The organism is Kordia sp. E (genome assembly GCF_056033805.1).
Map to the genome: position 1 here is coordinate 1,760,442 of NZ_JBRASR010000002.1, position 14,148 is coordinate 1,774,589.

A 14,148-nucleotide genomic window follows, 5' to 3' on the forward strand; every position below is an offset into this window, starting at 1 on the left:
GCTTCCAATTTGGAAGCTTTTTTTATATTCTATAGTATTAGTAGTAATTACTGAATACCTAATTCTTTCTTTACAGCACTCATTAAGTTCGTTCCATCAGCAAGTAATAAACCTGAACCAGGAGTTTCATCTAGTACGTAAGCAAATCCTTGTGCTCTAGCAACTTTTTGAATAGCAGCTAATGCTTTTTCCTGAATAGGCTTTGTTAAGTCGATATACTTTTGCTCAGCAGTTTTTTGTGCAGCAGCTTGAGCTTCTTGAATTCTAGTTTCTAACTCAGCTAATTCCTTTTTTCTACTGTCGTTTTCTGCGTCAGTTTTTGTTGGTGCTTCGTTTGTGTACTGCGTTAATTTATTTCTGTATTCTGTAACTGAAGCTTGAATGTCAGCTCCTAAAGATTCTTGTAATTTGTCGAATTCTGTCTTAGCAGCTTTCATTTCCGGCATTGTGCTAATCAATTGTTGCGTGTTAATATGAGCAACTTTTGTTTGTGCATTTGTAAAACTTACTACTCCAAAAAATAAGACTGCTATAGCTATTAGCTTTTTCATTTCTCTCATGATTTCAATTATTTACTTTAAGTGTTATTTATATTAATTGTTATTATTTTCCATTTCCAGCGCCGCCGCTTTCATTTTCTTCTTCTTTATTCTCGTTCTTCTTTTCTTCTCGCTTCTTTTTCTTGTCTTCAGCTCGTTTTTTACGTTTTTCTTCTGCAGCTTTTTTCTTTGCTTCTCTATCAGCAATTAGCTTTTTACGTTTTTCTTCGTATGCTTTCTTTTTAGCTTCACGTTCATCTAAACGTTTTTGTTTACGTTCATCTAGTACTTTTTGACGTGCTTCCTTTTTCTGTGCAGCTTCTTCTTGTTTTGCTTCTACTGCTTCTTCTCTCGCTTTTTTCTTAGCTTCAGCTTCAGGGTTTACTGCTTTTTCACTGTCATCAAATTTAGACTTTTCACTTGCTTTTTTAAGCTTGTCTTTTTGTCCTTTTCGTTTTACTTCTCTATTAATAGTTCTTAAAACGAGGTCACTGATGTCAAATTTCTTAGCAGAATAAAGCATTACAACATCTGCTGATTTGTCAAATACGAAATCGTATCTTCTTTTCTTTGCAATATCTTGAACAGCGTTTAAAACTTGATCTTGAATTGGTTTTACTAAATTTTGACGTTGAATCATTAAGCTTCCATTAGGGCCAAAACGATCTTGCTGATATTTTACTAATTCTTCTTCTAAAATTTGTATTTCTTCCTCACGTTCATCTGCCAATTCTTTTGTAAGTAATACACGTTCGGCGCTGAGGTTTTTTTTCATTTGCTCAATCTCACCTTGCTTTTTTTGCATTTCTGTTTTCCAGCGTTGTGCTTTTGATTCCAATTGTGTATTTGCTTCTTTGTATGCGTCTACATTTTCTAATATGTACTCCATATCGATGTAGCCAACTCTTGCACCATTTACACGCTGCGCATGTACGGTTGATAGTGCTAGAAGCATTGTTAATAATAAAAGAACTTTAGTTTTCATACTGTGTCGGTTTGTTAATAGAAAATATCGTGCCAAAAATAAAATGACTTAAAATTGCTGCCCGATTATGAAATGTGTTTCCCATCCATTTCGTTGTGTTGTTCCTGGGATTGGATCAAATCCGTACCCAAAATCAATACCTAATAATCCGAAAGCTGGCATAAATATACGTAATCCTGCTCCAGCTGAGCGATTTAACTCAAACGGACTATATTCTTTAAACGAATTAAATGATCCACCAGCTTCCAAAAATGTCAATGCATAAATAGATGCAGTTTGTTTCAAAGTAATCGGATAACGTAACTCTAACGAAAATTTATTGTAAATAGTACCTCCATCTAAATCAGAAAGTGATTGATTTGGATATCCACGTAGTGCAATTGCCTCTCTACCATCCAAACTAAACGTTCCTAAACCATCTCCACCAACAAAGAATCGCTCAAAAGGAATGATTCCTCTGTCATTGTTATATGCGCCTAAGAAACCAAAGTTTGCTTCTGTTTTTAACACTAATTTATCTACGATGTTTTGATACCAAGCACCTTTAAATTTAATTTTATAGAATTCTAACCATTTAAATTTTTCTTGATCTATTTTTCCTCTGTCTGCAATTGATACTTCTCCATCATCTAATGTAGGACCTAAGTTTGCAGGTTCTCCAGGTTGTGCTGCATTTGCGTTTAAGAAGTTTCCGTTTGCATCTTTTAATTGATATTCATCTTCGTTTTCAAGGTTACCATAATCTACATTATTAAATAATGAGTATGGTAATGAAAGTTTTGCACTTATCGAAAAATCAGAACCAGACATTGGATAAATTGGGTTTGGACCTGATGAGTTTCTACTTAACGCAGCCGTGTACGAGAAGTTGTTTGAGAATCCATTACCAAATGTAAATAATCCAGTGTTATAATTTTTTAAGTTATAGTGTTGAAAACTTAATGCTTGCGATAATACAAAGTAATCATCTGGTTCAGCTAATCTTTTTGCTAATCCTACAGATAAACCTGTAATTAAGAAACGTCTGTCCTTATCTGCATTGTTTGTTTGTGGATTGAATAAGAATTGAACTGTATGTGATAACGATGTTGTAAACTGTACAGGTTTTTTTCCTCCTAACCATGGTTCTGTGAATGAGAAGCTAAATGTTTGGAAAAATCTACTTGCTTGTGCTCTTAATGCTAGTTTTTGTCCATCTCCAGTAGGAAGTGGTTTATAGGCATCACCATTAAATAAATTTCGAATAGAAAAGTTATTAAATGATAGTCCTAAGGTTCCAATGAAACCTCCACCACCATAACCACCTTGTAGTTCTATTTGACTTCCTCCACGTTCTGCAACTGCGAACTCTACATCAACAGTTCCACTATTTGGATCTGGGTTTTTAATTTCTGGCTTAATTTGTTCTGCATCAAAGAAACCTAATTGACCTAATTCACGAATTGTACGGATAATTTTGTCTTTACTATATAATTCTCCTGGTTTCGTTCTGATCTCACGATAGATTACGTGATCATTTGTTTTTTCGTTTCCTTTAACGGTAATGTTATTAAAATAAGCAGGTTTACCTTCTATTATACGAATTTCAAAGTCAATGGTATCATTCTTTGCAGAAACCTCAACTGGGTTAATGTTAGAGAATAAATACCCGTTGTTTTGATATTTATTTGTTAAATCATTTGCATCAGGATCTGTTTCGTCTGCAATACGCTTTTCAAGTAATACACCATTATAGGTGTCGCCTTTGTTAATTCCTAACAGTCTTTTTAGTTCATCATCTGTGTAGACAGAATTTCCTAAGAACGTAATGTCTCCAAAATAGTATTTTCTTCCTTCTTCAAGTGCAATGTCAACATTAATAGTATTATCATCATTCCAACTAATAGAATCTTTTGTTACTCTGGCATCACGAAATCCATTTTCTTTGTATTTAGCAATGATAGAGTTTAAATCTTCTTTGTAATCTTCAGGAATAAATTTTGAAGCTTTAAAGATACGTAGTAGGAATTTTTGCTTCGTATTTTTCATAGCTTTACGTAGCTTTCCATCTTTGAATTGCTCGTTTCCTGTAAAGCGAATTTTCTTCACCTTTACTTTTTTACCACGATCTACATTTACAATCATTTTCATTGCATTCTTAGATTCCGTATTTGTAGAATCTTGAATCGTAGTGATATCAACTTTAGTACTGTAGTATCCTAATTTCTTGTACTTATTTTGAATATAGTTTTTTGTATTTGCAATAAAACTTTCTGTAATCTTCTTCCCTTTTTTAAGTTCAGTTTCTTTGATAACAGTAGCTGCTTTGCTTTCTTTTAAACCTCTAACTTCCACTTCAGAAAGTGTTGGCAATTCTTTGATGTCTAACTCTAAGAATACTTTTCCATCTTCTACACGTTCTATGTAGAAATTGATATCGCTAAAAAGCTCTAGTCCCCAAAGTTTTTTGATGACAGCACTAATTTCTTCACCAGGAATTAAGATTTCCTGTCCTTCACGTAATTGAGTGTATGTTACAACGGTTTGCTCGCTGTAACTTTTTAGTCCCGTAACCTTAATGCCACCAATGGTGTATTTCTTTCCTTTATCAAAAGTCGTCTCCTGCGCATGTGTTGCGATACTGCAAAACAGTAGTGATACTAGTAAAAATAATTGTAAGTACTTTTTTTGCATTAAAATTCTAATTAATTTGTTCGCTTGTTTTTCCAAATCTTCGTTCTCTATTTTGATAATTAATCAACGCTTCGTATAAATGCTCTTTGCTAAAATCTGGCCATAATACATCTGTGAAATAAAGTTCAGCATACGCTATTTGCCATAACAAAAAATTACTTATACGATGCTCACCACTGGTGCGTATAAGTAAATCTACATCGGGTAAATTTTGCGTGTAAAGATGCTGATTAATAATTGATTCATCAATAGTTTCTAAAGAAATTATATTATTTTTAACTTTATGACATAATTCTTTAACAGCATTTTTTATTTCTTCTCTTGAACCATAGCTGAGCGCCAGTGTTAGCGTCATGCGCGTGTTATTTTTAGTCTTTTCAATGACTTCATATAACTCCTTTTGAGCTTTCTCAGGAAGCGAATCTAAGTTCCCGATAGCTTGTAATTTTATGTTGTTTTTAACAAGTTTTTTTAATTCTTTTCGCAATGAAGAGACTAGTAATCGCATTAATGCTTCTACTTCCAGTCGTGGACGATTCCAGTTTTCTGTAGAAAAAGCATATAAAGTTAAATGTGTAATACCGAGTTCACCACAGGCTTCAATAGTGCGAGCTACTGCTTTTGACCCGTTTTCATGCCCAAATACACGAAGCTTCCCTTTTTGTTTTGCCCAACGCCCATTTCCATCCATAATAATGGCTAAATGTTTTGGCAAAAAGTCTTTTTGTATTTGATCTACTAAATTCATTTCTATGTTTGCGTACTCTGCTAATAGCAGAAGCAGGGTTTTTTTCCAAAGGTATATGTTAGGGTAACCCCCATAAACATATACCAATCATTACTATTTATATTTCCAAACTTTAAATTATCAAAGTCTTTTTTATCTTTTACAGGATTACTTCCATCCAAATCATCTGTAAAGGTATAACGCGCGCCAACTTCTACACCTAAAATCATGCTAGGTGAAATTGTAGCTTTATATCCAATTACCATTGGAATGGCAAATGTACTATCATCTCCATAAGGAACAATGTTTCCATCGTCCAAAAATAATGTATCGTAGCTAAAATAAGAAATTCCAGAATACAAATATGGAGTTCCTTGCGGATCAAGGTCATGTAGGTTGAATTCCCAAAAAGTAAATTCCAATCCTACAGACAACTCTGTAATTGTATTTGTAAACTGTAATCCTCTTGCTTGTCTAGACGGATCATCCGAATTGATATCCTTTCCTTCTAGCATTGTTCTTGTAATAGAAGCTCTAAACGAATGTCTTTCACTTCTATTCCATTTGTAAATAACTCCATACGCCAAATGGTTTGGATTGATGTAGTTTGTTGAACCAACATCACCAATAAAATTACTGTACCCAACATACGCTCCAATTTCATGGAGTTGTGCATTAGCTGTGTGGGTTAAAGTAAAAGCAACCAACATTAAGACGAGTCTCTTCATAGTATCAAAAGTTTGCAAATATAGTATTCTCTTTTGTTATAGGCAATTGTAAAAATCAACCTATGGCATTTAAACATAATTTGCAGGGTTTTATTGCTTTTAATTTCGTTTATCTTCTCCCCAAAGGAGCTTTTTTCGGAGTGTTTTGAGGAAACTCTGTCCTTGAAGTTCTACAAGTTTAATTGTAAACGGCGCTTTTTTTACTGTAATTATAGTATTTATGTTCACAGTTGCAATCCTAGAATCTAACGAAATTAGGTGCTTATCTTCGCGTCCGGAAACTTCAAGTTGTATATTCATATGATCGGGAATTACTAACGGACGTGCATTTAAATTATGCGGAGCAATAGGTGTTAATACAAAATTATGACTATTTGGTGTAATAACTGGTCCGCCACAACTTAGTGAATACCCTGTAGAACCTGTAGGAGTTGCTACAATTAATCCATCTGCCCAATATGAATTTAAATATTCATCATTCAAATGCGTTTTTACTGTAATCATCGATGTTGTATCTTTTCGGGCAACCGTAACTTCATTTAAAGCAAAGTTCATGTTTTTGATGTCTTCATTTTCTGGCGAAGTTTCAACAGCTAATACACTTCGTTCAATTACTTTAAATTCTTTGCCTATGATTTTAGAAATGGCATCTTTTATTTCTTCTTTCTGAATTGTTGCCAAAAATCCAAGTCTTCCCGTGTTGATTCCTAAAATGGGAATATTTAAATCTTGCACAAGTGTAATGGTTCTCAAAATAGTTCCATCACCACCTAAACTCAAAAACAAATCATATGAATTGTCTAAATCTTCATAGGAGCTAAATGTTTCGTAAGTTTCTGTAATATTTAATTTGGAAGAAAAAATTTCGTAAAAACGTTGTTCAATATGAATTTCTATCCCAAATTGATGTAGCGCTTTTAGCAAATACATAATGTATTCGCCTGAATCTTTATGATAAAATTGACCGTAAATACCAACTTTCATGATTTCGTATACTATATATTAAGGTATTTGTCTAAATAGTCAGAACGTTCCTTTAAGTTTTGCATGTATGTATCTTCTGCAAATTCTGATACTATATTATAACTATATCTTCTGAACGATTGTACTATTTCATTCAATCCAGCATTGTTCAACTTAATGGTAACTTGAACAACATCGTTTTCAGTTTTGGAAATAAACGCACCTAACAATCGTGCATTATTCGATTCTACAATTTGACTAATTTCACTAAACGAATAATCTTTAATGCCTTTTTCAACAACTAAAACACTTCCAAGCTCATGCAAAAAAGGTGTGTCATTAAAAATATTGATAATATCATTCAATTCATAATAACCAACATAATCGTTCTTTTCGTTCAAAATTGGCATCACATTCGTAGAGTTTTGAGCAAATGCTTCCAGTACATCAATCCAATTGGTTTGTGTACGTACAAAAAATTGCTCTAAAACATAGCGGTATTCATCAATAGGTTTGTCTGCTTCAAAACAATGTGAATCCGTTTCAGACAAACAACCTATATATACTCCATCTTGTGTAATTGGAACGTGTGAAAATGTAAGTTGATTAAATACCAATTGCGCCTCTTTTACCTGATCTTTTACAGATAATGGAGTAACATCATTTAAAATGTATTGTGCAATATTCATAGAACAAATGATTTGTGGGCGCAAATTAATTAAAAATAACTACTTCTAAGCATGCTAACTTTGTATTTTTGCACTCAGTTTAAAAATATAACGCAATGACGACGAAACTTAGTGTAAACATTAATAAAATTGCCACATTACGAAATGCTAGAGGTGGCGATGTGCCCAATTTGGTAAAGTTTGCAAAAGATGTGCAAAATTTTGGAGCGCAAGGAATTACAATTCATCCACGACCAGACGAGCGACATATACGCTATCAAGATGCAAGAGACTTGAAGCCTGTTGTACATACCGAATATAATATTGAAGGAAATCCTATCAAAAAATTTATGGATTTAGTGTTAGAAGTAAAACCTACACAAGTAACATTAGTACCTGATGCTGTTGATGCCATAACATCAAATGCTGGTTGGGACACCATAAAACATAAAGACTTTTTAACTGAAGTGATTACGGAATTCAAAAACAATGGAATTCGAACTTCTATATTTGTAGATCCTGTGGTGGAAATGATTGATGGTGCCAAAGAAGTTGGAACTGATCGAATAGAATTATACACAGAAGAATTTGCACATCAATATAGTTTAGGGAATGAAAAAGCGATACAGCCGTACGTAGATTGCGCTGTTCGTGCCAATGAATTGGGAATTGGGATCAACGCTGGACACGATTTAAGTCTAGAAAATATAGCATTCTTCGCAAAAGAAATTCCAAGCTTACTAGAAGTATCTATTGGGCATGCATTAATTGCAGAGTCTATATATTTAGGAGTAGACAATGTTGTAAACATGTATTTAAACAAATTAAAATAATGATTTTACATTCAAATATTATTGGAGATGTTGGGAAACCGTTATTAATACTACATGGTTTCTTAGGAATGTCTGATAATTGGAAAACACTTGGGAAGAAATTTGCGAAGCAAGGATATCAAGTACATTTAATAGATCAACGAAATCATGGACGTAGTTTTCATTCGGATGAATTTAACTATGACGTGCTTGCGGACGATTTGAAACGCTATTGTGATCATCATATGTTGAATTCAATTTCGCTTATTGGTCATTCTATGGGAGGAAAAACGGCAATGTTATTTGCGATGAATCATTCTGAACTACTTGAAAAACTAGTCATTGTAGATATTGGACCTAAATTTTATCCAACACATCACGAACAAATATTAGCAGGTTTGTCTGCATTGGATGCGGAAATGCTTGCGAGTAGAAGTGATGCAGAGGATATTATGAAAAAATTTGTACCAGATGTTGGTACACGACAGTTTTTGCTGAAAAACTTATACTGGAAAAAAGATAAAACACTCGGTTTACGTGTCAATCTAAGTGTATTAATCGATACTGTAGAAGAAATTGGAGAAGCACTTTCAGGAAATACGATATATGAAAAAGAGACTTTATTTCTAAAGGGTGATAAATCTGAATATATTCAGGTTGGTGACGAAACATTAATTCATCAATATTTTTCAAAAGCAATTATTCAAGAAATTTCAAATTCGGGACACTGGTTGCATGCGGAAAATCCTACAGAGTTTTTGGAAAAAACGCTTTCTTTTTTGAATTCTTAAAAATTAATCCAAATTTACTATGAATGCATAATAAATTCGTTTAATTCTTGTGTTTATCATATTTTATGCTAATTTTGATGCACTGATTTTACAAATATTTAACCTTAAATCAACAATTTTTACAATTATGAAAAAACTTTTATTGGTATTGACCATCGCATTTTCGGCGTCGGTAATGTATGCTGGAGGATATAGAGTCGGAGTTCAAGGTCATAAACAATTAGCTATGGGGCATACGGGAGTTGCTGTAGTAACAAGTGCTGAATCAGCATTTTTCAATCCAGCTGGTTTAGTATACTTGGATGGAAAGCTAAATGTATCTTTAGGAGCTGCAGCCGTATTATCAAATACATCATATCAAAATAGAGAATTTGGATACAAAGCAGAAGCAGACAATCCGGTAGGAACACCTTTTTATGCGTATGGAGCATATAAAATAAATGACTGGTTATCTGTTGGTTTGGCAGTGTATACACCTTATGGAAGTAGAGTAGAGTGGCCAACAGATTGGGAAGGCTCTCACTTGGTTAATAATATTGAATTATCTGCAATCTTTATACAACCAACAGTTGCTATTAAAATTAATGATAAATTAAGTATTGGTGGTGGACCAATCTATGTTTCTGGAGCTGTAAACTTCAATAGAAACTTATCTAGAAGTTTAACAGATGAAACTGGAGCACGTTCTAATGTAACAATTGATGCGTCAGGAATCAACGCTTGGGGATATACTATAGGAGCAATGTTTCGTCCAACAAAAGACTTTAACATTGGTTTCAACTACCGTTCAAAAATTGACATGAATGTTGAAAGAGGAGATGGAACAGCAGATTTTGAAAACTTACCAGGAGCATTAGCGCCAGGTTTTGCTGATGGAGATTTCACAGCATCTTTACCTTTACCAGCAGAATTAACATTAGGAGCTTCTTACAAGCCATCTGAAAAATGGTTAGTTGCTTTTGATTATACAAGAACATTCTGGGATGCATATGAATCATTAGACGTTCAGTTCTTTAACTCAGCAGGTTTATCAAGAAACCCAAGAGCATACAAAAACTCTTCTATATACAAAATTGGAGCACAATATGAAGCAACTCAAAAAGTAACTGTAAGAGCAGGTTTCTACTTTGATGAGTCGCCAATTAGAGATGGATTCTTCGCGCCAGAAACGCCAAGACCAGATTCAGTAAACTTTACAGCAGGATTTTCATATAGTTTAAACAGTAAGTGGGCTATTGATGCTTCTGTGTTATATGTACATTCTAATGAAATTCAAAATTCGTATGACCATTTCAGAGAAGCTGGGCAACCATTAACTTTTGGAGGAGAATACAAGTCAAATGCTATTGTAGCAGGAATCGGAGTGTCTTACAAATTATAATATTAAAGAGCAGAAGAAAGATGAAAAACAATATAAAATATATAGCAATATTAGCTTTAGGATTATTTGCCTGTGAACCAGAATTTGATAATCCAATTGACGAAAGCGGAGCATACACAAGCGGATCAGCAGATTTTTCAACATACGTAGCTGTTGGAAATTCATTAACAGCTGGTTTCATGGATGGAACTGTATTTAGAAGCGGTCAGCAAAACTCATATCCTAACATCATGGCAGAAAAATTTGCTTTTGCAGGTGGAGGAACGTTTACACAACCATCTTATGAAGATGATGTAAATGATTCAGGAGGATTTTTATTAGGAGGTAATCCGTTACCAGGATTTGGAACGCGTTTAGTAATTGATGCAAGTGAAGGCGGACCAGAACCGTTAAATGTATCGCCTACTATGGAATTGTCAAATCTACAAGCGACAGCTTACAATAATATGGGAGTTCCAGGAGCAAAATCATTCCATTTAGGAGCACCAGGATATGGTAATATTGCAAACTTAGCAGTAGGAGCAGCAAACCCTTACTTTGTAAGACACGCAACAAGTCCTGACATTACAGTTATAGGAGATGCGGTTTCATTAAATCCTACATTCTTTACATTATGGATTGGAAACAATGATATCTTATCATATGCAACTTCAGGTGGAGTTGGAGTAGATAGAACAGGAAATCCAAATGTATTATCATACGGATTCAACGATATTACTGATCCAAGTGTATTTGCATTTACATACCAAGGTTTAGTAGATGCGTTAACAGCAAACGGAGCAAAAGGAGTTGTAGCTACATTACCAGATGTAACGTCTATTCCTTACTTTACAACAGTACCTTACAATCCAGTTCCTATGGATGCAGGAACAGCAGCCTTTGTAAACAATGCGTATGCAACATACAACGGAGGATTGCAATTTGCAGCGGGTAATGGTTTAATTACTGCGGCTGAAGTTGCGCAACGTACAATACAATTCTCAGCAGGTCAAAATGCAGTTGTAATTGTTGATGAGGATTTAACAGATCTTACAGGGTTTGGAATTCCAAATTACAGAATGACAACAGTAAATGACTTATTAGTATTGCCTTCTTCTGGATTTATCGGAACATTAGTAGATCAAAATGATCCTACAAGTGTAAACGGAGTAGCGGTACCTTTAGCAGATAACTGGGTTTTAACAGCTACAGAAATACAATTAGTAAGAAATGCTAGAACTGCATACAATAATGCAATTGTAGCGATCGCAACTGATAAAGATTTAGCAATTGCTGATATGGCTTCTACATTAGAAGTGTTAGTTTCTGGTTTGCGTACGGCTGATGGACAAATTTATACAAACAACTACTTTGATGGTTCTTCTGATGCTATCTCTACAACTGTATTCTCTTTAGATGGTGTACATCCAAACTCAAGAGGTTATGCAATTGTAGCTGGCGAATTTATTAGAGTAATTAATGAAAAGTATGGTTCTGATGTACCTGGAGTTACTGCTGGATATTATCCTGGTGTAACTGTAGTTCCAACAAACTAAACAACACAAAATATATTGAAAAAAGCACTGAGAAATCAGTGCTTTTTTTATGCAATAACATCTTGGAAACAAACAGTTTTAAAAGTAAAATCAATTATTCCAACTAAAATGACAATCAATTTCTGTAATTGCAGTAAAAAGAAACTGATACACAATTGATTAAATAACTTGATTCGTTTTTAAAAATAACGTACTTTTGCACTCCAATTTTCATATTACAAAACGAAGATGAATATAACTAGAGAGAATATAGACGAGTTAAACGCAGTGGTAACAGTAGAAATTGCGGAAGCAGACTACAGCGACAAAGTTGCTAAAATCTTAACAGACTATAGAAAAACAGCTAATATCCCAGGATTTAGAAAAGGTCATGTACCAATGGGATTAGTAAAGAAGCAGTACGGAAAAGCAGTGCTTGTTGATGAGGTAAATAAACTTTTACAAGAAGGATTAAACAAATATTTAGTAGAAGAAAAACTAGATATACTTGGAAATCCATTGCCAAGAATGCAAGAAGAATTCAACTGGGATGCTGAAAATTTCTCTTTTGAATTTGAATTAGGATTGGCTCCTGAGTTTAGTGTAGACTTAAAGGGAAATGCAATCACACAATACGATATTGTTGCAGATGACAAAATGATCGATGGTCAGGTTGAAAACATCAGAAAACAATACGGAAAATTAATCAGCCAAGATGAAGTTACTGAAGAAGCTGAGGTAACAGGAGTTTTTACAAATGAAGAGGCTGGAATTGAAAACAGTACAACATTTGGTTTAGACAAAATCAAAGGGAAAAGAAACCTTGGTAAATTTGTCGGAGCTAAAGCTGGAGATACACTTACGTTAAAAACAAAAGGATTATTCAATGATGATCATGATTTAGTGAACTTCCTTAAAGTTCCTCATGATGATGCACATGGTTTAGATATTGAAGTTTCTTTCAAAATTAATGAAGCAAATACAAGAGAATTAGCAGAATTGAACCAAGAATTATTTGATAAATTATTTGGTGAAGGAAATGTAAGTTCTTTAGAAGAAGTAAAAGAGAAGATCAAGGAAGATGCAGAAAAGCAATTTATGCAACAATCTGATCAACGTTTACTAAATGATGTTACAGAAGGATTAATTGAAAACACAAAATTCGATTTACCAGCTGGCTTCTTAAAAAAGTGGATTCAATCTGCTGGAGAGCAAGAATTAACTGTTGAACAAGCAGAAGAAGAATACGGGAAATCTGAAAAAGGATTACGTTACCAACTAATTCAAGACAAATTAGTAAAAGAAAACGAAGTTCAAGTTCAGTTTGAAGACTTAAAAGAATTTTCTAAGCAAATGATCAAAGTGCAAATGGCACAATTTGGACAAATGAATCCAAGTGATCAAGAGTTAGAAGATATCGCTGCAAGAATCTTATCAAACGAAGAAGAAGTTCGTAAATTAACAGATCAATTGTTAAGTCAAAAATTATTAGAACTTTTCAAAGAAAAAGCGAATCTTAAAAAGAAGGAAGTGACTTACGAAAACTTCGTTAAAGAAGTGTACGGAGATAGTCATTAAGAAATAAAATACTTATATTTAAGGCGTTAAAATCAACATTTTAACGCCTTTTTTAATCAAAAAATACTAAGACACGAAATGAATTATAAAAAAGAATTTCATAAATACGCGACTAAACATCACGGTATCAGTAATATGTACTACGACAAAATAGTAAGTCGTATGTCTCCTTCAACGTTTACGAACCCAGTAGGAATGACGCCTTACATCATTGAAGAACGTCAAATGAATGTTGCACAAATGGACGTATTCTCTCGATTAATGATGGATAGAATCATTTTCTTAGGAACTGGAATTGATGACCAAGTTGCAAACATTGTACAAGCGCAACTATTATTCATGGAAAGTGTAGATTCGTCTAAAGACATTCAAATCTATATCAACTCTCCAGGTGGTGGCGTATATGCAGGTTTGGGAATCTATGATACAATGCAATTTATCAAACCAGATGTAGCAACAATCTGTACAGGAATGGCAGCTTCTATGGGAGCCGTATTATTATGTGCCGGTCAAGCCGGAAAACGTTCTGGGCTAACGCATTCAAGAGTTATGATTCACCAACCATTAGGTGGCGCACAAGGACAAGCAAGTGATATTGAAATCACAGCAAGAGAAATCTTAATATTAAAAGAAGAATTATATAAAATCATTTCAAAACACTCTGGACAATCATACGAAAAAGTATATGACGATTCAGATAGAGATTATTGGATGAAAGCCGATAAAGCAAAAGAATACGGAATGATAGATGAAATACTTGTAAGAGAATAAAAAAATCTCCACAAGTAA

The 14,148-nt window shown here is 33.9% G+C and carries 13 protein-coding genes; 6 read left to right on the forward strand and 7 right to left on the reverse strand.

The window, feature by feature from the left end:
* Nucleotides 1-47: 47 nt before the first annotated feature.
* The 7 genes from ACUUYC_RS10870 to ACUUYC_RS10900 all read right to left on the reverse strand — a co-directional run bounded on the left by ACUUYC_RS10870 (nucleotide 48) and on the right by ACUUYC_RS10900 (nucleotide 7,304).
* A complete protein-coding gene (locus ACUUYC_RS10870; RefSeq protein WP_474265834.1) occupies nucleotides 48-551 on the reverse strand; it encodes an OmpH/Skp family outer membrane protein in 504 nt (167 codons plus the stop codon).
* Nucleotides 552-603: 52 nt separating this feature from the next.
* Complete coding sequence (locus ACUUYC_RS10875; protein ID WP_474265835.1) at nucleotides 604-1,524, reverse strand: OmpH/Skp family outer membrane protein; 921 nt, start codon at nucleotides 1,522-1,524, stop codon at nucleotides 604-606.
* 48 nt (nucleotides 1,525-1,572) lie between these two features.
* Nucleotides 1,573-4,197: an outer membrane protein assembly factor BamA gene (gene bamA, locus ACUUYC_RS10880; RefSeq protein WP_474265836.1), complete on the reverse strand. Its 2,625-nt coding sequence runs from the start codon at nucleotides 4,195-4,197 to the stop codon at nucleotides 1,573-1,575.
* Nucleotides 4,198-4,204: 7 nt separating this feature from the next.
* Nucleotides 4,205-4,945 carry an isoprenyl transferase gene (locus ACUUYC_RS10885; protein WP_474265837.1) on the reverse strand — a complete coding sequence of 247 codons (741 nt, stop codon included), beginning with the start codon at nucleotides 4,943-4,945 and terminating at the stop codon, nucleotides 4,205-4,207.
* Nucleotides 4,946-4,965: 20 nt separating this feature from the next.
* Nucleotides 4,966-5,652 (reverse strand): type IX secretion system protein PorG, encoded by a 687-nt coding sequence (porG, locus tag ACUUYC_RS10890; protein ID WP_474265838.1) that lies wholly within the window; start codon nucleotides 5,650-5,652, stop codon nucleotides 4,966-4,968.
* Between the two features lie 99 nt (nucleotides 5,653-5,751).
* Entirely contained in the window at nucleotides 5,752-6,636 is an 885-nt protein-coding gene (locus ACUUYC_RS10895) for an NAD kinase (RefSeq protein WP_474265839.1), read from the reverse strand.
* A gap of 11 nt (nucleotides 6,637-6,647) precedes the next feature.
* Entirely contained in the window at nucleotides 6,648-7,304 is a 657-nt protein-coding gene (locus tag ACUUYC_RS10900; protein ID WP_474265840.1) for a CBS domain-containing protein, read from the reverse strand.
* A 95-nt stretch (nucleotides 7,305-7,399) separates the two neighbouring features.
* Here ACUUYC_RS10900 and ACUUYC_RS10905 point away from each other — a divergent pair, with 95 nt between their 5' ends.
* The 6 genes from ACUUYC_RS10905 (at nucleotide 7,400) to clpP (ending at nucleotide 14,130) form a co-directional block, all read left to right on the forward strand.
* Nucleotides 7,400-8,116, forward strand: coding sequence for a pyridoxine 5'-phosphate synthase (locus ACUUYC_RS10905; RefSeq protein WP_474265841.1), 717 nt, complete (start codon nucleotides 7,400-7,402; stop codon nucleotides 8,114-8,116).
* Entirely contained in the window at nucleotides 8,116-8,886 is a 771-nt protein-coding gene (locus tag ACUUYC_RS10910) for an alpha/beta fold hydrolase (protein WP_474265843.1), read from the forward strand. Before ACUUYC_RS10905 ends, ACUUYC_RS10910 begins: the two co-directional genes overlap by 1 nt.
* A gap of 127 nt (nucleotides 8,887-9,013) precedes the next feature.
* Nucleotides 9,014-10,267 carry an OmpP1/FadL family transporter gene (locus tag ACUUYC_RS10915; RefSeq protein ID WP_474265844.1) on the forward strand — a complete coding sequence of 418 codons (1,254 nt, stop codon included), beginning with the start codon at nucleotides 9,014-9,016 and terminating at the stop codon, nucleotides 10,265-10,267.
* A 20-nt stretch (nucleotides 10,268-10,287) separates the two neighbouring features.
* Nucleotides 10,288-11,802 (forward strand): SGNH/GDSL hydrolase family protein, encoded by a 1,515-nt coding sequence (locus ACUUYC_RS10920; RefSeq protein WP_474265845.1) that lies wholly within the window; start codon nucleotides 10,288-10,290, stop codon nucleotides 11,800-11,802.
* A gap of 228 nt (nucleotides 11,803-12,030) precedes the next feature.
* A complete protein-coding gene (gene tig / locus ACUUYC_RS10925; protein ID WP_474265846.1) occupies nucleotides 12,031-13,359 on the forward strand; it encodes a trigger factor in 1,329 nt (442 codons plus the stop codon).
* 78 nt (nucleotides 13,360-13,437) lie between these two features.
* Nucleotides 13,438-14,130 carry an ATP-dependent Clp endopeptidase proteolytic subunit ClpP gene (clpP, locus tag ACUUYC_RS10930; protein WP_474265847.1) on the forward strand — a complete coding sequence of 231 codons (693 nt, stop codon included), beginning with the start codon at nucleotides 13,438-13,440 and terminating at the stop codon, nucleotides 14,128-14,130.
* Nucleotides 14,131-14,148 lie beyond the last annotated feature (18 nt).